Origin of the sequence: Halomarina litorea, assembly GCF_024227715.1 — an archaeon.
In the GTDB taxonomy this organism is placed as follows: domain Archaea; phylum Halobacteriota; class Halobacteria; order Halobacteriales; family Haloarculaceae; genus Halomarina; species Halomarina litorea.
Genome location: NZ_CP100448.1, coordinates 155,403 through 174,500 on the forward strand (window position 1 = coordinate 155,403; position 19,098 = coordinate 174,500).

The 19,098-nt window shown below is 68.2% G+C and carries 17 protein-coding genes; 9 read left to right on the forward strand and 8 right to left on the reverse strand.

All coding sequences use genetic code 11. From position 1 onward, the window contains the following. The first annotated feature begins 21 nt into the window (after positions 1-21). Positions 22-4,086, forward strand: a complete 4,065-nt coding sequence (locus tag NKG96_RS00865) for a DNA-directed DNA polymerase II large subunit (RefSeq protein WP_254536572.1) — start codon at positions 22-24, stop codon at positions 4,084-4,086. A gap of 216 nt (positions 4,087-4,302) precedes the next feature. Here NKG96_RS00865 and treF read toward each other — a convergent pair whose 3' ends face one another. From treF to NKG96_RS00880, 3 genes are all read right to left on the reverse strand, one after another. Continuing rightward, a complete protein-coding gene (gene treF, locus NKG96_RS00870; RefSeq protein ID WP_254536573.1) occupies positions 4,303-5,808 on the reverse strand; it encodes an alpha,alpha-trehalase TreF in 1,506 nt (501 codons plus the stop codon). Between the two features lie 187 nt (positions 5,809-5,995). Beyond that, positions 5,996-6,532: a GNAT family N-acetyltransferase gene (locus NKG96_RS00875; RefSeq protein ID WP_254536574.1), complete on the reverse strand. Its 537-nt coding sequence runs from the start codon at positions 6,530-6,532 to the stop codon at positions 5,996-5,998. Between the two features lie 66 nt (positions 6,533-6,598). Beyond that, entirely contained in the window at positions 6,599-7,213 is a 615-nt protein-coding gene (locus tag NKG96_RS00880; RefSeq protein ID WP_254536575.1) for an MBL fold metallo-hydrolase, read from the reverse strand. A gap of 107 nt (positions 7,214-7,320) precedes the next feature. Between NKG96_RS00880 and NKG96_RS00885 the strand changes: the two genes are divergently transcribed. From NKG96_RS00885 to NKG96_RS00895, 3 genes are read left to right on the forward strand one after another with little or no spacing between them, the layout of a single operon-like run. Next, positions 7,321-7,491 (forward strand): DUF5786 family protein, encoded by a 171-nt coding sequence (locus NKG96_RS00885; protein ID WP_254536576.1) that lies wholly within the window; start codon positions 7,321-7,323, stop codon positions 7,489-7,491. 3 nt (positions 7,492-7,494) lie between these two features. Beyond that, entirely contained in the window at positions 7,495-8,082 is a 588-nt protein-coding gene (locus tag NKG96_RS00890; RefSeq protein WP_254536577.1) for an endonuclease dU, read from the forward strand. A gap of 60 nt (positions 8,083-8,142) precedes the next feature. Beyond that, positions 8,143-8,739, forward strand: a complete 597-nt coding sequence (locus tag NKG96_RS00895; RefSeq protein WP_254536578.1) for a uracil-DNA glycosylase — start codon at positions 8,143-8,145, stop codon at positions 8,737-8,739. 34 nt (positions 8,740-8,773) lie between these two features. Here NKG96_RS00895 and NKG96_RS00900 read toward each other — a convergent pair whose 3' ends face one another. From NKG96_RS00900 to NKG96_RS00910, 3 genes are read right to left on the reverse strand one after another with little or no spacing between them, the layout of a single operon-like run. Further along, complete coding sequence (locus NKG96_RS00900; RefSeq protein ID WP_254536579.1) at positions 8,774-9,808, reverse strand: PhnE/PtxC family ABC transporter permease; 1,035 nt, start codon at positions 9,806-9,808, stop codon at positions 8,774-8,776. Next, positions 9,805-10,581 (reverse strand): phosphonate ABC transporter ATP-binding protein, encoded by a 777-nt coding sequence (gene phnC, locus NKG96_RS00905; protein WP_254536580.1) that lies wholly within the window; start codon positions 10,579-10,581, stop codon positions 9,805-9,807. The genes NKG96_RS00900 and phnC overlap by 4 nt, the downstream gene beginning before the upstream one ends. Positions 10,582-10,632: 51 nt before the next feature. Continuing rightward, positions 10,633-11,664, reverse strand: coding sequence for a phosphate/phosphite/phosphonate ABC transporter substrate-binding protein (locus NKG96_RS00910; protein ID WP_254536581.1), 1,032 nt, complete (start codon positions 11,662-11,664; stop codon positions 10,633-10,635). A gap of 158 nt (positions 11,665-11,822) precedes the next feature. On the opposite strand from NKG96_RS00910, the gene hisH reads away from it, so the two are divergent. Then, complete coding sequence (hisH, locus tag NKG96_RS00915; RefSeq protein ID WP_254536582.1) at positions 11,823-12,467, forward strand: imidazole glycerol phosphate synthase subunit HisH; 645 nt, start codon at positions 11,823-11,825, stop codon at positions 12,465-12,467. Between the two features lie 261 nt (positions 12,468-12,728). Here hisH and NKG96_RS00920 read toward each other — a convergent pair whose 3' ends face one another. Beyond that, positions 12,729-13,076, reverse strand: a complete 348-nt coding sequence (locus tag NKG96_RS00920; protein ID WP_254536583.1) for a hypothetical protein — start codon at positions 13,074-13,076, stop codon at positions 12,729-12,731. Positions 13,077-13,461: 385 nt separating this feature from the next. On the opposite strand from NKG96_RS00920, the gene NKG96_RS00925 reads away from it, so the two are divergent. The 3 genes from NKG96_RS00925 to NKG96_RS00935 all read left to right on the forward strand — a co-directional run bounded on the left by NKG96_RS00925 (position 13,462) and on the right by NKG96_RS00935 (position 16,929). Next, positions 13,462-14,571, forward strand: a complete 1,110-nt coding sequence (locus NKG96_RS00925; RefSeq protein WP_254536584.1) for a tRNA (guanine(26)-N(2))-dimethyltransferase — start codon at positions 13,462-13,464, stop codon at positions 14,569-14,571. 53 nt (positions 14,572-14,624) lie between these two features. Continuing rightward, the gene (locus NKG96_RS00930; RefSeq protein ID WP_254536585.1) at positions 14,625-15,911 is read left to right on the forward strand and encodes a YihY/virulence factor BrkB family protein; all 1,287 of its coding nucleotides are present in this window, start codon (positions 14,625-14,627) and stop codon (positions 15,909-15,911) included. 70 nt (positions 15,912-15,981) lie between these two features. Next, entirely contained in the window at positions 15,982-16,929 is a 948-nt protein-coding gene (locus tag NKG96_RS00935; RefSeq protein ID WP_254536586.1) for a phosphatase PAP2 family protein, read from the forward strand. 212 nt (positions 16,930-17,141) lie between these two features. Here NKG96_RS00935 and glnA read toward each other — a convergent pair whose 3' ends face one another. Continuing rightward, positions 17,142-18,506, reverse strand: a complete 1,365-nt coding sequence (gene glnA / locus NKG96_RS00940; protein ID WP_254536588.1) for a type I glutamate--ammonia ligase — start codon at positions 18,504-18,506, stop codon at positions 17,142-17,144. A gap of 126 nt (positions 18,507-18,632) precedes the next feature. Here glnA and lrp point away from each other — a divergent pair, with 126 nt between their 5' ends. Then, entirely contained in the window at positions 18,633-19,091 is a 459-nt protein-coding gene (gene lrp, locus NKG96_RS00945) for an HTH-type transcriptional regulator Lrp (RefSeq protein WP_254536589.1), read from the forward strand. The last annotated feature ends 7 nt before the right edge of the window (positions 19,092-19,098 follow it).

Consider the following 19,098-nt stretch of genomic DNA (forward strand, 5'->3'; position numbering starts at 1 on the left):
CACGACGCGCGCGAGGGCACGATGAGACCGAGCGACGAGGCGTACTTCGAGCGTCTGGAGTCGCGACTGGACGAGGCGTTCGCCGTCGCGGAGGAGGCGAAGAAACGTGGCGGCGACCCGGAACCCGAAGTCGAGATACCCGTCGCGAAGGACATGGCCGACCGCGTCGAGAACATCCTCGGCATCGAGGGCGTCGCCGAACGGGTGCGGGAACTCGAAGGCGAGATGTCCCGCGAGGAGGCGGCCCTCGAACTCGCGGAGGACTTCGCGGAGGGCCGCGTCGGGGACTACGACACCCGTGCGGGGAAAGTGGAGGGTGCGGTCCGGACCGCGGTGGCCCTCCTGACCGAGGGGGTGGTCGCCGCCCCCATCGAGGGCATCGACCGCGTCGAGATTCTGGACAACGACGACGGGACGGAGTTCGTCAACGTCTACTACGCCGGCCCGATTCGCTCGGCGGGCGGGACCGCACAGGCCCTCTCCGTCCTCGTCGCCGACTACACCCGCGCGCTCATCGGCATCGACGAGTACAAGCCGCGGGACGTGGAGGTCGAACGCTACGCCGAGGAGGTGGCCCTCTACGACAAGGAGACGGGCCTGCAGTACTCCCCGAAGGACGAGGAGACGAAGTTCATCGCCCGGAACATGCCCATCATGCTGGACGGGGAGGCGACGGGTGACGAGGAGGTGTCGGGGTTCCGTGACCTCGAACGGGTCGACACCAACTCCGCGCGCGGCGGGATGTGTCTCGTCATGGCCGAGGGGATCGCGCTCAAGGCCCCCAAGATTCAGCGCTACACCCGCCAACTCGACGAGGTGGACTGGCCGTGGCTTCAGGACCTCATCGACGGCACCTACTACGAGAGCGGCGACGGGGGAGAGGAGGACGCCGGGGACGACGAGGCGGACGCGGAGGGCGACGGTGCGACGACCGGAGACGAGGCGCCCGACCCCGAACCGACCGGGCCGCCGCGCGTCGAACCGGCCACGAAGTTCCTCCGAGACCTCATCGCGGGCCGGCCCGTCTTCGGCCACCCGAGCGAGGAGGGAGGCTTCCGCCTGCGCTACGGCCGGGCGCGCAACCACGGGTTCGCGACGGCGGGCGTCCACCCCGCGACGATGCACCTCGTGGACGACTTCCTCGCCACCGGGACGCAGATAAAGACCGAACGACCGGGGAAGGCGGCGGGCGTCGTCCCCGTCGACACCATCGAGGGACCTACCGTGAAACTCGCCAACGGGGACGTCAGGCGCGTCGACGACCCCGAGGAGGCACTCGAAGTGCGAAACGGCGTCGTGAAGATTTTGGACCTCGGCGAGTACCTCGTCAACTTCGGGGAGTTCGTCGAGAACAACCACCCCCTCGCGCCCGCCTCCTACACCGTCGAGTGGTGGGTGCAGGACCTCGAAGAGGCGGGCTGTGACGTGCAGGCGTTGCGCGACGACCCGCACGTCGAACTCGAACACCCGGACGCCGAGGCGGTCCTCACGTGGGCCGAGGAGTACGACGCCCCCCTCCACCCCACCTACACCTACCTCTGGCACGACCTCTCGGTCGACGACTACGAGGATCTCGCGACGGCGGTGGCCGAGGCGGGCGAGTGGGACGGCGACACCCTCGTCCTCCCCCGGACCGACGCGGTCTGTAACGCACTCGAGACGCTCATCGTCCAGCACAATCAGGGGAGCGAGCGAGTGACCGTCCCCGACGCCCGGCCCCTCGTTCGCACCCTCGGCCTCACTGACGACCTCGAGAAACCGTGGGACGCGACGGAGGTTCCCCCCGAGGCCCGCGAGTGGGCCGACGGCGAGAACGCGATGAAGGCGGTGGAGGCCGTCGCCCCCTTCCGGGTGCAGGAGCGCGCCCCGACGCGCATCGGCAACCGGATGGGTCGCCCCGAGAAATCGGAGAGCCGCGAGATGAGCCCCGCCGTCCACACGTTGTTCCCCATCGGCGAGGCCGGCGGGAGTCAGCGCGACGTGAGCAGGGCCGCCTCCCACACCGACTCGATGCGCGGGAAGGCCGGGCAGATAGAGGTCGAAGTCGCCCGCCGGGACTGTGGCGAGTGCGGCGAGCGGACGTTCAAGGCCCGCTGTCCGACGTGCGACGGACGGACGAACCCGGTCTTCGAGTGCTGGTCCTGTGGCACCGAGACCGAACCCGACGAGGCCGGACGCGCGGAGTGCCCCCGGTGTGGCCGCGAGGCCGAACCCGTCGAACGGCGGGTCGTGGACGTGGCCGGCGAGTACCGCGACGCCCTCGCCAGCGTGGGGGAGCGACCCACCGCCTTCGAGATTCTGAAAGGCGTGAAGGGGCTGTCCTCGACGTACAAGATACCCGAACCCATCGAGAAGGGCGTCCTCCGGGCGAAACACGGCGTCAGTTCGTTCAAGGACGGCACGGTCCGCTACGACATGACCGACCTGCCGGTCACCTCGGTTCGCGCGGAGGAACTGGACGTCTCCGCCGGCCAGTTGCGTGACCTCGGGTACGAGACGGACATCGACGGCGAACCCCTCGAACACGACGACCAACTGGTCGAACTCCGGGTGCAGGACATCGTCCTCTCGGACGGCGCGGCCGAACACATGCTCAAGACAGCTGACTTCGTCGACGCCCTCCTCGAGCAGTACTACGGCCTCGAACCGTTCTACGACGTCGACGAGCGACAGGACCTCGTCGGCGAACTGGTCTTCGGGATGGCACCCCACACCAGCGCGGCCGTCGTCGGCCGGGTCGTCGGGTTCACCTCGGCGGCGGTGGGGTACGCACACCCGTACTTCCACGCGGCGAAACGGCGGAACTGCTTCCACCCGGAGACGAAGCTGTGGTACGAGGACGAAAGCGGGGAGTGGCGTCACGGGAGCATCGATTCGTTCGTCGAGGGGCGACTGGACGACCCCGAGACGGACGACTTCGGGACGCTGGTGTCCGAACTGGACGAAGAAGTCCGAGTTCGGTCCGTCACGGACTCGGGGGAGCCAGTTCTGAAGCCGGTCGAGGCCGTCTCGAAGCACGTCGCACCGGACCACTTGGTCGAAATCAAAACGGCGGACGGTCGGTCGCTCACGGTCACACCCGACCACGAACTGCTCGTCTGGGAGGGCGGGGTGACGCGTGTCGCAGCGAGCGAAGTGACTCGGGGGATGGAGGTGCTGGCGCGGGACCCCGAAACCCGACCCTCATCCGTCGAACCAGTCGCTGCGGACGGCGGTGTCGCACGCGCCGAGGTGACTGGCGTCGAGTTCGTCCGGTCCGACGTCGAGAACACCTACTGCCTCACGGTCGCGGATACCCACAATGTAGCGGTAGAAGGGCTACAGGCCGCGAACTGCGACGGCGACGAAGACTGCGTCATGCTCCTCATGGACGGTCTGCTCAACTTCTCGAAGTCCTTCCTGCCGGACAAGCGCGGCGGGCGGATGGACGCCCCGCTGGTGATGTCCTCGCGCATCGATCCCGCAGAAATCGACGACGAGGCGCACAACATGGACGTCGTCCGGGAGTACCCCCGCGAGTTCTACGAGGCGACCCGCGAGATGGCCGACCCCGGCGAGGTGGAGGACCTGGTGCAGATTGCGGAGGTCAACCTCGGGACGGACCGCGAGTACACCGACTTCCACCACACCCACGATACGTCGAACATCGCGCTGGGGCCGGACCTCTCGGCGTACAAGACGCTCGGGAGCATGATGGACAAGATGGACGCTCAGTTGGCCCTCGCACGGAAACTGCGGGCAGTCGACGAGACGGACGTCGCCGAACGCGTCATCGAGTACCACTTCCTGCCGGACCTCATCGGGAACCTCCGGGCGTTCTCCCGACAGGAGACGCGCTGTCTCGACTGCGGCGAGAAGTACCGGCGGATGCCCCTCACCGGCGACTGTCGGGAGTGCGGCGGCCGGGTGAACCTCACCGTCCATCAGGGGTCCGTGAACAAGTACATGGACACCGCCATCCACGTCGCCGAGGAGTTCGGCTGCCGCGACTACACGAAACAGCGCCTCGAAGTGCTGGAGAAGAGCCTGGAGAGCGTGTTCGAAAATGACAAGAACAAGCAGTCTGGCATCGCTGATTTCATGTAGGGCGGTTTGCTGCGGTCGGCGGCGCGCTTCACGCGCCACTCGCTGGCAGAACCTCCACCGAAGCCTCCGTTCACCCGTTCGGTCCGCTCACGGGCTCCTCGGCCCGCTCGTTCGCGTTGCTCGTTCGCTCGTGGCAGGGCGAGAACCGATTACACGGCGACGGGTGGGAGCTGAGCCTCCCAAATCGGACCGGGCCGCCGAGTACGGCAGGGTAGGTCAGTAGAACAGCGCGGGCAGCGCGAGTGCGACGCCGTTCGTCCAGCCGAAGCCGAACTGGAGGGGGTACTCTCCGCCGCCGCCCGCGCCGGTGCCCCCGGTGACGTCGTACTTCTCGAGCAGTAGTCCCTCGCGGTCGAACACGTCGCGGTTGAGGTCGAGCCACCTGCCGGCGACGAGTTCCGCGAGTCGGTCGTGGCCGTACTCCCGGAGCCCAACGGCCGCCATCCAGTGGAGCGGTGCCCAGCCGTTGGGGTAGTCCCACTGCTCGCCCGACTCCGTCAGCGTCGTCACCAGCCCGCCGGGGTGGAGGAAGTGCTCGTCGAGGTGGGCCGCGACCGACGCCGCCTGTTCGTCCGTCGCCATCCCGCAGAACAGGGGGACGACGGCCGCGAGCGACCAGGTGTCGGTCCGGTTGCCCTCGGACCAGCAGTAGTCGAAGTAGAAGCCCGCTTCCTCGTCCCAGCACAGGGCGTCGACCGCGTCCCGTCGTCGCTCGGCGGCGCGGGCGTACTGGTCGGCGCGTTCGGGGTTCCCGCTGGCTCGCTCCCACTCCGAGAGCTTCGACTCCATGGCGTAGCAGAACGCGTTCAGGTCGACCGGGAGGAGGTCAGTCGTGCGAATCGTCGTCAACTCGTCGTCGGCCGCGAGCCACCGACTGCTGAAGTCCCAGCCCGATTCGCAGGCCGCCCGGACGTCACGGTAGACTCGCCGGTCGGGGCGGTCTGCGTCCGCCGCGAGGGCCACGTCCTCGCGGTAGGACTCCTCGCGCGGCCCCGACCGGTCGTCCCAGTACCGGTTGAGGACGCCGTCGTCGGTCCGGACGGCGCGGCGGGCGGCCGGGTCGTCCCCGGTCGTCCCCTCCGCGCCGTCCATCCAGAACTCGTGTTCTCGCCGGAGGGCGGGGAGGTACTCCCGGACGCCGTCGAACCCGCGTTCGCTCTCGAGGACGTCGAGGAGGTGACAGAACATCGGGGGGTGCGAGCGGGTCGTGTAGTAGAGGCGGTTGCCGTTCGGGACGCAGCCGTACTCGTCGATGAGCGCCGCGCAGTTCTCGGCGAGTTCGTCGATGAGGTCGATGCGGCCCGTGACTGCCAGTCCGACCGCGGTGAAGTAGGTGTCCCAGTAGTAGCTCTCCCGGAACCGCCCGCCGGGGACGACGTACCGGTTGGGGACGGGGAGGAAGGTCCCCCGCTCGCGGTCCTCGCGCGGGTGTCTGATGAGGAACGGCCAGAGTTCGTCGATGTACCACTCCATCGAGACCGTCGAGGGGTCGGCGGCGACGACGGGGTCCTCGGGGAGGGAGAACGCCTCGGCGACGAACGCCTCGACGTCGAAGTCCGATCCGGAGCGCTCGCGTTCACGTTCGAAGCGCGCCCTCAGCTCCGCGGTGTCCCACTCGGGGACGGCGTCGACGAACGTCTTCGAGTCGTCGAACGCGCCCGAGAGCTGGACGGTTTCGAAGAGGTCGCCGTCGAGTTGGGGATAGGAAGCGAACGCGCTCACACGGTCACTGGTAGATACCCATCCTTAACTCCTGTCGTCCGTACCGAACCGGCCGCTATCGACTCCCGCTCCGGACGTTCGTCCGCGATGGAGGGACCACCCATCCCGTGGTCTGACGGGTCGCTCCGGGGAGTGCGCGGGTGTGTGACGCCAGCCCCGGCGTTCGCCGCGCGGCGTCGCCTGTTCGCTACCCCTCGTCCAGCCACTCGTCCGCGAGGGCGGCGTAGTAGTGGACGGTGACGTACTCGCCGTCGATGAACTCGGCTTCCTCGAACGCCGCCTCGTGGCGGAATCCCAGCTTCTCCCAGATGCGCCGGGAGCCGACGTTGCCCTCGAAGACGCGGGCGAACACGCGGTGGAAGCGCTTCTCGCGGAAGGCGTACTCCGTGGCGAGCCGACTGGCCTCGGTGCCGTAGCCGTGGCCCCAGAATTCCTCGGCGAGCAGGATGCCGAGTTCGGCGTTGACGCCGCTGTTCCCGCGGGGGTGGACGCCGACGGAGCCCATCGGCTCCTCGCCGCGACAGACGAGGAGGCTCGCGTGGCCGTCGTCGGAGGCGCGCTCCTCGAACCACTCGCGTTCCTGCTTGCCGTTGATGGGGTCGCGCGCGCCGAGGTAGCGGCGCACGTTCGGCGCGTTGACCGTCCGCTGGAGGAAGCCGAGGTCCTCCTCCTCGATGGTCCGAAGCGTCACCGCGTCGCCCTCGATGAAGACGGGTCCGGGCATAGGTTGACCTCCGCGTGAGAGGTAAAGCCGTTTCGGGGGCCGTGAGAACCCCTGACTCGGGCGGCGTCAGTCGTCGTCCGGATACTTCGGGTCGCGCTTCGAAGCGCGTTCGAGCGACGTCTCCACCACGTCGCGGACGTCGCCGTGGAAGATGCCGCCGTGGCCCGAGTACATGTGCTCGACGCCGTCGGGCATCCGGTCGAGGAGGTCCTCGATGGACTGGATGAGGCGCTCGCGGGACTGGCCGGGCATGTCCGTGCGTCCGAAACTGCCGTAGTCGAACGCGCCGTCGTCGTGGACGACGACGTCGCCGCTGAACAGGGTCGTCTCGCTCACGAACGCGAGGTGGTCGCCCGCGTGGCCGGGGGTGTAGACGGCCTCGAACTCCTCGTCGCCGATGGTGGCGGTGTCACCGTCCTCGATCGCGTGGGTGCGCCGCGGGTGGTCGCCGTAGGCGTAGCAGTCACACTCGAAGGCGTCGAGGACGGCGTCGAGTTCCGAGACGTGGTCCCCGTGCTGGTGGGTGAGGACGACCCGGTCGAGGTGGTCCGTGTGGTCCCGGACGACGTCCACGACGCCCGGCATCGCACCGGCGTCGACGAGCGTCGGACTGTCGCCCAGTGCGAGGTAGGCGTTGCAGGTGAACGCCTCGGCGTCGGCCGTGACGTTGTGGACATCCATACGCCCACACGGGAGTGGCTGCCACTTCAGCCTACCTACAGGAGCAACAGTATCGGTCTGCAACCCACCCAACACTTTTCCCGGGCAATTCCTAAGTCTGACTCACTATGGGCTTCGGGAGCTACGATGAGTCCGAGCAGGACAATCAGGAAATCGACACCGACTTCGACGAGGACGAGAGCCTCGCGACCGGTGAGGCCCACAGAGGCGAAGTGAACTTCGAGTTCGAGGAGTCCAACGACGAACTCCTCAACCGACTCGAAGAGATGAAAGACTGAGCCGTGTCGCCCCGCGGGCGGGCACTCGGTGTCGCCGAGTCCTACGCCGACGCCGACCGGAGCACCGTCGCCGGCGCGGTCCTGCGCGCCGACCGCGCCCTCGACGGACTCGCCTTCTCTTCGATAACCGTCGGCGGCAGCGACGCGACCGACCGCGTCGCCGACCTGTACGACTCGCTCGGCCGCGAGGACGTCCGCTACCTCCTCGTCGCGGGCATCGCCCCCGCGTGGTTCAACCTCCTCGACCTGCTCGCCCTCCACGACGCCGTGGAGCGACCCGTCCTCTCGGTGTCCTTCGAGGCGAGTCCGGGCCTCGGGGACGCCCTCCGCGAGCAGTTTTCCGGGGCGGCCCTCGACGCCCGACGCGCCGTCTACGAGCGCCAGCCACCTCGACGGCCGGTCGAGGTGAACGGCGAGACGGTGTACGTCCGGAGCGTCGGCCTCGACGACGGCGAGGCGGTGGCCGTCGTCCGCGCGTTCACCCCCGAGGGGGGCCGGCCGGAACCGCTCCGAGTCGCCCGTCTCGCGGCGCGGGCCGGCGACGACTTCCGGCGGACGAGTGACTTCGGACGGGCGGACGACACCCGGTAGGACGGCACGGCCTGCGTGGGCGACCGCACCTGATTAGTCGCTGCCGCGCGCGCCCACGGTATGGACCTCGAACACATGGACGGCCTCGTCGTGGAGGGCTGTACCCGCTGTCCGGCGCTCTGTGAGTCCCGGTCGCGCATCGTCAACGGCGCGGGCGCCGAGGACGCGGCCCTCGTGTTCGTCGGCGAGGGCCCCGGCGCACAGGAGGACGAACAGGGCGAACCGTTCGTCGGACGCTCGGGGAGCGTCCTCGACGCAGCCCTCGACGAACGCGGCCTCTCGCGCGACGAGGTGCGCATCACCAACTGCGTGCGTTGTCGCCCGCCGGACAACCGCGACCCGCACACGGACGAACTCGCCAACTGCCGGGACTACCTCGAACGCGAACTCGACCTCGTGGACCCCGACCTCGTCGTCACGCTGGGGAAGGTGCCGAGCCAGCACCTCCTCGGGCGGGACGTGGCCGTCACGAAGGAAGCCGGGAGCGTCCACGAGGTCCGCATCGGAGAGACGACCCGCCGCGTGCTGGTGAGTCTCCACCCCGCCGCGACGCTGTACGACCGGAGCCAGCAGGAGACGTTCGAGGCGGCGCTGGACGAGGCGGCGGCGCTCGTGGGTGCGGGGGAGTCCGACCAGTCGCGACTGGGCGACTACTGACGAGCGGCTAAGAGCGCGCGCGAAGACCGACGGCCTAGTTCTTGCTGCCGCCGCCCATCCCGAGCCACTTCCCGGGGGTGCCGAGGTCGCGCAGGGCGTCGATGACGCTCTTGCCCTCGTGTTCACCCGGACGCAGGCGCGCGCGGATGCGCGAGGAGACGAGTTCGACGGACAGGACGATGAAGATGACCATCGCGATGCCCGCCGCGGCACGGCTGTACGCGCCGAGTGCGATGCGGGTGTTGATGTACGACCCGATGCCGCCCGCACCGTAGACGCCGAGGCTGATGGCGATGCGGGTGTTGATCTCGAGGATGTAGAGCGTCCACGCGACGAACGAGGTAGACACCTGACTCAGCATCCCGAACGAGATGATCTGCGGGCGGTTCGCGCCCGTCGACCGAATGGCCTCGATGGGCCCCTCGTCGATCTCCTCCAGTTCGTCGGTGAACAGTCGCCCGAGGTTCCCAATGGTGTCGGTGGCGACGGCGAGCATGGCCGACAGCGGCGTGATGCCCGCCAGCGGGATGTAGATGAGGATCCAGACGAGCGCCGGGATGGCGCGGATGGTGGACATCGTCCCGCGGAAGAGGAAGTTGAACGGGAACGGGACGACGCGCTCGCTCCCGAGGATGCCGAAGATCAGCGCGAGGGGGAAGCCGAGCACGGTCCCGACGAACCCGATGACGATGGTGATGAGGCTCAGGCCGACGATGGTCCGGCCGCGGCCGGCCTCGGTGGTGAGCGTCTCGACGAACGTCCCCGGGTGGAGGAACGACTCCCAGAGGCCGGCGAGTCGACCGATTCCCTCCGCGTCCGCGCCCACCTCGTTGTTCTTCGAGTAGAGCGTGAACTCCTCGAACTTCGGCGGGACGAACTCGGAGACGGCCTCGGTGAACTGCGGCCACTGGCCGACGAGACTGCTGATGGAGAACTGGAGCACCTCCAGTCCGAGGGAGGTGAGGCCGACGACGACGGCGAGGCCGACCAGCATGAGGACTCGCCTGGCCTGCTGGCTCCGTTCGATGGACTGGAGAGCCTCGTCGATGGTCCGACGCTCGTTGCTCACTGGACCACCTCCTCGCCCGACTCGTCAGTCGCGAGGTGGGGGGCGCTGTCGCCGCCCGGCCCGTAGTAGATGTCGTCGACCTCGTCCATCGTGAGTTCCTCGCGGGTGCCGTCGAAGACGACGCGCCCGTCGCGGATGCCGATGAAGCGGTCGCCGAACTCGCGGGCGAGGTTCACCTGGTGGAGGCTCGCGATGGTGGTCAGTTCGCGCTCCTTGGCGGCGCTCTTCATGTAGCCCATGACGTCGCTGGCGGCCTTCGGGTCGAGGCTGGCGACGGGTTCGTCTGCGAGCAGGAGGTCCGGGTTCTGGACGAGGGCGCGGGCGATGCCGACGCGCTGTTTCTGTCCCCCGCTCATCGACCCGGCGCGTTGCTGGGCCTCCGAGAGCAGGCCGACGGTGTCGAGAGCTTCGAGGGCGGCGCGCTTGTCGTCGTCGGTGTACGCGGAGACGAGACTGCGGGCGTAGCCGGTGCGGCCGAGCGCACCCGTGAGCGCGTTCCGGTAGGCGCTCATGCTCTCGATGAGGTAGTGCATCTGGAAGACCATCCCGACCTCGCTGCGCGCGCCGCCGACCGTGCTGTCGCCGATGCGCACCTCGCCTTCGGTCGGTTGGGTGAGACCGTTGAGCACGCGCAAGAGGGTGGACTTGCCCGCGCCCGAAGGGCCGAGGACGACGACGAACTCCCCTTCGGGGATGTGGACGGAGACGTCGTCGAGTGCGACGGTGTCCTCGCCGTAGCGTTTGGTGACGTTTTCGAGTGAGACTGCGGGCATTGAGTGTGGTAATCGTGAGGGATTTGAAAGGCGTTACGTCCCGCGTTCGGACTACCCTTCGAGGAAGCCGATGTCGATACCGAGTTGCTTGGCCACGTCGATGACGGGCTGGTAGGTCTCGGCGTCGGCCTCGCGCACGTCGGAGAACCAGAGGTCGTCGTCCGTGTCGGCCTCGCCGTCCTCGCCAAGGTACATCGACTCGGGGGAGTCGAGGAGTGCCTGCGTGACCGAGGACTGCTGTTCCTCGGGGAGCAGGGGGCTGACCGCGATGGGGGCGCGCGGGATACCCTCGTACTTCTTCACGTACTCGATACCTTCCTTCTGCTCGCGGTTGTCGTTGAGCGTGATGAACTCGCCGACGCCGGCGGCGTCGGCCTGTCCGGTGTTGACCGCGGCCAGCGCCTTGTCGTGACCGCCGGCGAACTGGGCGGTGAAGTCGGCGCCGCCGTCGCTCTGGGGCAGTTCGCCGATGCTGAGGCCCGCCTGCTTGAGCATGTACAGCGGGAACAGCGCGCCGCTGGCGCTGAGACGGTCCGCGAAGGCGATGGTCTTGCCCTTGAGGTCCGAGAGCGAACTGACGTCGCTGTCGGCGCTGGTGACGATGGTGCTGACGTAGGTGTACGAGCCGTAGCCCTTGCGCTGGAGGACGATGTTGACCTTCTCGGCCTTGACGCCGAGTGCGGCCGCGAACGGCCCCATCTCCGCGACGTCGGCCGTCCCGGAGTCGAGCGCGGACATGACCGCGCTGTAGTTGTTCCCGTACGTGAGTTCCGTGGGGACCGAGAGCGCCTCGTTGAGGTAGCTCTTGACCGGCGCGTACTGCGCCATCATCTGCTCCTGTGGCTCGGAGGGCGACATGATGAAGTTCAGCGTGCCGTCGCGGAACTTCTCCCCCGAGTCGGACGTGGACTCGCCCGACCCGTTGCCCGACGGGGAGCCCTCCCCGTCCGTCGTGTCGTTCGTGCTACCGCCGCCCGACCCGTTGTCGCCGTCGCCGCCGTCGCCGCCGCCGAGGCATCCCGCGAGGAGCCCCGCGCTGCCGAGTGCACCTGCCGTCTTCAGGAAGTCGCGTCGTTTGGACATTGTGCGAACATCTCCACATTCCGATGGATGATTCTAAGTCTTTCTACTTCAGCCGGAATATCACGACGAGGAGTGACACCTATATATGTCCATCATGTCGTCCGCGGACACAACTCGGACGACGGAACTGACTTGCCGGCGTCGGCCGTAGCGCACCCATGAGCATGCAGGTCACCGCCGACGTGGTCGTCGTGGACTACGGCCTCGGGAACCTCCGGAGTGTCACCCGGGGCCTCGAACGCGCCGGGGCCGGAGTGGAAGTCAGCGCCGACCCGGCCGTTCTCGACCGTGCCGACGGCGTGGTCCTCCCCGGCGTCGGAGCGTTCAGCGAGGGCATGGAGAACGCCGGCCCGTTCCGCGACGTCCTCCTCGACCTCGCCGCGGAGGGCACGCCCCTGTTCGGCATCTGTCTCGGGATGCAGATGCTCCTGACGACGAGCGAGGAGGCCACCCACGCGGGACAGGGCGACGTGGAGGGGCTGGACCTCGTTCCCGGCCGGAACGTGCGGTTCGCCGAGGGGCAGAAGGTGCCCCACATGGGCTGGAACGAACTCGACGTGAAGCGCGACCACCCCCTCGTCGAGGGTGTCGACGGACAGCACGCCTACTTCGTCCACTCGTACTACGCGGTCCCTGACGACGAGAGCGCCACCGTCGCCACCACGGACTACGGGCGCGAGTTCGCCTCCATCGTCGCCAACGACCGGGGTAACGTCTTCGGGACCCAGTTCCACCCCGAGAAGTCGGGCGAGACGGGCCTGCGCATCCTCCGGAACTTCGTAGAGATGTGCGCCGAGAAGTAGTCGAAACGCGAAAGTGCGGTAGATGACCAGCGTTCGCGCGAGGGTGTCACCCCGAGCGCGATTCTCGGGCGCGAGTGGAGCGAGCGCCCGCACTTTTTCGTGCCATTGCGAGACGCTCGGCGTCTCGCAGGCTCCCAGAAACTTCGTTACCAGAACGCTCTGCGTTCTGGTTGCCAGCGGGACCGGCGGTCCCGCGCGCTTGCTGGGAGAGGGTTTTCGAGGAGCGGTGCGCCGCAGGCGCACCCGACGAAGAAAACGGTGCTATAGGAACTCTCGGACTTCCGAGTACCACATGTCGTGGTGGTCGACGGCGTCGAGACCGCGCGCGAGGTCGACGGCGATGACGTGCCAGCAGCGCTCGTCGGGGTCCTCGGGGTCGAGGTTGTACTGGCTGTCCTTGCAGCCACAGCCGCCGTCCTCGACGACGTACTCCTCGGCGTGGCCGACGACGACAGTGAAATCGAGGTACTCCTTCACCCGTCGCTCGGCGACGGCCTCGATGGCACGGGACCCCCGGGAGCCGTGGGCGTCGAGGAGTTGACGGGCGACGCGGGCGTCGAGTTCGCCCGTCTCGGCCAGCGTCGCCCGCCACTCGTCGGCCGATGTCACACCATGGGTAGCCGGGGGGGGGCAAAACAGGTTCGGGTCACGGCGAACGCCAGTGAGCCGTGACTAGGGAGCGGTAGCGACTGTAGTCCCGACGAGCCGCGCGGGACCTTCGGTCCCGATGGAAACCGGAACGCGGAGCGTTCCGGTGACGAAGCGAGTCGGGAGCAAGGAGCGCGAGCGAGTGGGGTCACGGCGAACGAGTCGACTCAGAGTGGAAGGAGCACGGGAGTGCCCCGTCGTCTACCACGTCGGCGCGAAAGCCCTCGCAGTGGACGGCGACCCAGTCGGGATCGTGTCTCGGGGGACGGCCGCGTCACGATAGCGGAGCCTCTCGGGTTTCGCCGGAGATAGTGGCCCTTTTCGCCCCCGAGGGGGTGGCCCGTGTATGGAAGTGCGCGAGGGGAACGTCACGGTGGAGGTGCCCGAGCAACCGGAGGCGGGGGCGGGCGAGGGGGTCTTCTTCAACCCCGATCAGGAGTTGAACCGCGACCTGACCGTCGCCGTCCTGCGCGAACACGCCACCCGCAGACACGACGGCCGGCCGGGCGAGTACCTCGACGCCACCGCCGCCAGCGGTATCCGGGGGGTGCGGGCCGCGAGCGAGGGCTGGGACGTCACCTGCTGTGACGTGGACGAGGAGGCCGTCGAACTCGCCCGCGAGAACCTCGCGCGCAACGACCTCGCCGGCGAGGTTGTCCATCGGAACGCGAACGCCCTCATGTACGAACACCGGTTCGACGTGGTGGACGTCGATCCCTTCGGAACGCCCATCCCCTTCGCGGACGCCGCCTTCCGGAGCGGGCGGGAACTGGTCTGTATCACCGCGACGGACACCGCACCCCTCTGTGGGGCGCACTTCGAGAGCGGCGTCCGGAAGTACGGCGCGATACCCCGGAACACCGACTTCCACGCCGAGATGGGCCTCCGGGTCCTCCTCTCGGCACTCGTGCGAACCGCCGCCCGGTACGACGTGGGCGCCGAACCCGTCTTCAGCCACGCGACGCGCCACTACGTCCGGACGTACCTGCGCGTACACAATCGGGCGACCGATGCGAACGACGCACTCGACGAACTGGGCTACGTCTACCACTGCGAGGACTGCCTCTACCGCGAACACGCGTTCGGCCTCGTCGCCAACCCCGTCGACACCTGCCCGCTCTGCGAGGGGACGCGGGTGCAGGCGGCGGGACCCCTCTGGCTCGGTGCGGCCCACGACCCGGCGTTCGTCGAGGCGGTCCGCGGGCGAATCACCGACGAGATGGGGACCGCGAAGCGTGCCGGCCGCCTCTGTGAACGACTCGAGGGTGAACTCCACGAGCCGACCCACTACGACCAGCACCGCCTCTCGAAGGAGTGGAACATCTCGGCAATCGGGATGGACGAGTTCCTCGACCGCCTGCGAGAGGCGGGCTTTGCGGCTTCGCGGACCCACTTCGGAGGGACGACGTTCAAGACGGACGCAGACGTCGGCGAGATTCGCCGCGCGACGACCTGAGGCGCGAGCGGGGTCCCCCTGATTATATGTAATCCTCGCGTGAATCCCGTCCCGTGAGCCACACCGCATCCCGACCGGTCGACATCCTCAAGGGGGTGATACACGGCGTTCGGTCGGACCGCATCACGTTCGTCGCGGCGAGTCTCGCCTACTACGCGTTCATCTCGCTCGTCCCGCTGCTGTTGCTCGGGCTCGTCGTGGCGAACGTCGTCGGCGGTGAGGCGTTCCGGACGGAGGTCATCGGCATCGTCGAGGCCCAGCTCGGAGCCGCGGCCGGCGAGGAGATCGGCGGAGCGCTCAGGAACCAGCAGGGACAGGCGGGCGCGTCCATCGTGGCGCTCGTGACGCTCCTCTGGAGTGCCCTCAAACTGTTCCGCGGGATGGACGTGGGGTTCTCGACGGTCTACGGCGGCCCCATCGGTGGGTTCGTCGACCAACTGCGCGACGGCTTCGTGACGCTCGTCGCCGTCGGCGGCGGCATCGCCTTCACCATCGCCATCGGTGCCCTCCTCGCGATACCCTCGTTCGAACTCGTCGTCGCCGGCGTCGACCTCCTCGACCTCCTCGGGACGGTCCTCCTGCTCTGCGGGTTGACGGTCACGTTCCTCCCGCTGTACTACGTCCTCCCGACGGCCGACATCTCCATCACCGAGGCGATTCCGGGGGCGGCGTTCGCCGCCGTTGGCTGGACCGCCCTCCAGACGGGCTTTCGCCTCTACACGGAGGTATCGAGCGGCTACGAGGCCTACGGCGTCCTCGCGGGCGCGCTGTTGCTCGTCACGTTCCTCTACTTCGGCGGCCTCGTCCTGCTGACCGGCGTCGTCCTGAACGCCGTCCTCGCGGGGCGCATCGACCAGGCGACGGACTTCAACGGGAAGAAGGCGGCACGCGGAGACACCACTCAGTTCATGAACGACGACACTACCTTCGAGACGGAACCGGCGGACGACGACTTCGGCGCGGAGGACCTCGACGAGGACGACCTCGAATCGGAGGTCCGCAGGCTGCGCAGACAGCTTCGCACCTTCGAGGACGAGATCGAGGACCGGACCGTCCACCGCGACGAACTGGAGAGCGACATGCGCCGGTACGTCCGCAAGCGGATGCGGCGCGGGAAAGCCCGCGGGTGGGGACCGTACCTCGTGCTCCTCTACGGGACGGCCATGACCATCGCCGCCTTCACGCTCATCGAGAGCGGCCTCTGGGCCGTCATGGCGATGTTCGTCATCTGGCTGTCGACGCTCGGCCTCTACTTCGTCTTCCTGGCGATGGGCGCGGCGCTCAACTTCGTCGGCGTCCCCGGTCGCCTCCTCGACTTCGTCAGGAGCAAGCGCGGGTGAGCGAGTCAGTCCGCTCGCGACCGCGTGCCGCGGCCAAGCGGTAAGTTCTCGCCGACCGTAGTTCTCCCCGATGACCCTGTTCCAGTCCTCGCCGATACCGGAGCGGGGAGTCGACGTCGTCGACGCGCTCCAGTCGCTGCTCGGAGACCCCCTCTTCGTCGTGTTCGCGCTCGTGACGCAACTCGGCGACCCGTGGTTCTACTTCGTCGTCCTCACGGGCCTGTACCTCGTCGCCGACGACGTGGCTCCGCTCGACCGGCGACGGGCGGCGTTCCTCGTCGCGCTGGCGCTCGGCGTCGTCGCGCTCACGAGCACGCTGAAGGGATACTTCGGCCTCCCGCGCCCGCCGGTCCCGGAGGTGGTTCCGGGAATCGAGGTGGTACCGCCGGCGCTACACCCGCTGTATCTGAGCGTCGCCACCGCCGACGGCTTCGCGTTCCCGAGCGGCCACGCCCTCGGCACCGCCGCCATCTGGGGGGGCGTGGCGCTCGTCCTCCGGGTCTCGACGCTCCCGCGGCGACTGCTGGCCGCGGCGCTGGTCGCGGGCCTCGTCGCGCTCTCGCGACTCGTCCTCGGCGTCCACTACCTCGTCGACGTCCTCGCCGGAGCGGTCGTCGGCGCGGCGTTTCTCGCCGTCGTGTACCTGCTGGCCGAACGGGGCGAGCGACCGAAGCGCGCGTTCGCCCTCGCCGTCGCGCTGGCGGTGGTGAGCGTCGTCACGCGGGGCCTCACCTTCGAGACGGCCGCGGCGCTCGGCGCGACGACGGGGGGGATGGTCGCGTGGCATTACGCCGACGACCATGTCGTCGGCCGTCGCCTCACCCGCCGGGAGTGGGCCATCGGAGCGACGATGCTCGGTACGCTCGGCGTCGGCTTCGCCGTCCTCTACACGTACCTGCCGAGTCCGGCCGTGGCGTTCGTCGGCGGCGTACTGGTCGTCGTGGGGGTACTGATGACGCCGTTGCTGGCCGACGAAGCCGACGAGCCGGACGGCCGCGAGGCGAACGTGGGGGTGTAGGGACGAGAGGACGGACGGGGCGGGCAGGCGGCACGGCTCCGGACTCGCGGAGCGTGGTGCCGCACTCCCGCGTCCGTCCGGGCGCGGGTCGGGACGTGGTCCCCGTCGCGCTCCGCGACGCGACTCAGGTCACGGGGGCGATGGCCGCGGCTTCCGGGATGAACGTTCGGGCGTCGAAAGGAGGGTGTCGCGTGTGGTTCGCGCGCGCTGGCTCAGAACGTCTCGAGGTAGCGGTCGAGTTCCCACTGGGAGACGTCGACGCGGTAGTCGTCGTACTCCTGGGTTTTCGCGGCGACGAACTTCTCGTAGACGTGGTCGCCGATGGCCTCGCGGACGACTTCGTCGCTCTCGAGGGCCGTGAGCGCCTGCCCGAGGTTGGCGGGGAGCGTGTCGATGCCGTACTCCTCGCGTTTCTCCTCGTCGAACTCGTAGATGTTCTCGCGGACCGGGTCGGGGGCCTCGAGGTCGCGTTCGATGCCGTCGAGACCGGCGTGGATGATGACCGCGAGCGCGAGGTAGGGGTTACACGACGGGTCCGGCGAGCGCAGTTCGATGCGCGAGGCGGCCGGGACGCGGGCCGCAGGCTTGCGGATGAGCGCCGAGCGGTTGCGGTCGGACCACGCTACGTAGACGGGTGCCTCGTAGCCGGGGACGAGGCGCTTGTAACTGTTGACCGTCGGGTTGCAGATGGCCGTGATGGCCGGGGCGTGTTCGAGGACGCCCGCGAGGAACGAGTGGGCCGTCGCCGAGAGGTTGAACTCGTCGTCGTCGTCGTGGAACGCGTTCTCGCCGTCCTCGGTGAACAGCGAGACGTGGGTGTGCATCCCCGACCCGTTGATCCGGGCGATGGGCTTGGGCATGAACGTCGCGTGGTAGCCGTGTTCGGCGGCGATGGCGCGGACGACCATGCGGAAGGTGGCGACGTTGTCGGCCGTCGACAGCGCGTCGTCGTACTTGAAGTTGATCTCGTGTTGCCCCTCCGCGACCTCGTGGTGGCTGGCCTCGATCTCGAAGTCCATCTGTTCGAGGCCGTAGATGATGTCACGGCGGACATCGGAGGCGAGGTCCTTGGGGGCGACGTCGAAGTAGCCGCCGGCGTCGTTGGTCTTCGTCGTCGCGGTCCCGTCCTCGTCCTCCTCGAACAGGAAGAACTCGGGTTCGGGCGCGGCGTTGACCTGGTAGCCCATCTCGTCGGCGCGTGCGAGCGCCTGCCGGAGGACGTACCGGGGGTCGCCCTCGAACGGTTCGGCCGTCGAGGTGTCGACGACGTCGCACATGAGGCGGGCGGACTTCCCGTCGCGCCACGGCAGGACGGCGAACGTCGCCGGGTCGGGCATGAGGCGCATGTCGCTCTCCTGGATGCGGACGAACCCCTCGATGGAGGAGCCGTCGAAGTAGATGCCCTCGGTGAACGCCTTCTCGGCCTGCGAGGCCGGGACGGCGACGTTCTTCACCGTCCCGAGGATGTCGGTGAACTGGAGGCGCAGGAAGTCGACTTCCTTCGATTCGATCTCGTCGACGACCGACTGGGCTGCCGTCGTCAACCCACCGTCGGGAGTTACGTTTGGGTTTGTCATCTTGCGCGTTGTCCATACATCCGCCTATTCCTATAAAGCGGTACTGGTCAGCGCAACCCTCGCCCTTCTCCGCGAGGAAATGGATATTCGTAAAATTATAGTCCCCCCACAGACTGGGTAGGTGTGATGACGTACGAAAATCTAGACGAGAAGCTCGTCAACGCCCTCCTGCAGGACGGGCGAGCCAGTCTCCGGAGCCTCGCGGAGGAACTCGACGTCTCCGTCACGACCGTCTCGAACCACCTGAAGGACCTCGAATCGAAGGGGGTCATCCGCGGCTACACCCCCATCGTGGACTACGACGCGCTAGGCTACGACGTGACCGCCGTCATCCAGCTGAAGGTGGAGGGCAACGCCATCCAGGAGGTCGCGGACGCGCTCCGCGAGGCCAAGCAGATGATCTCCGTCTACGAGGTGACCGGCGACCACGACATCATCGCCATCGGCAAGTTCCGCGACACGGACGGCATGAACGAGCAGATCAAACAGCTCCTGCGGGACACGAACATCAAGGAGTCGAACACCAGCGTGGTGCTGAACGCCGTTACCGAACACGAGCAGTTCCCGCTCGACGTCGAGGAGTAGGGGTCTT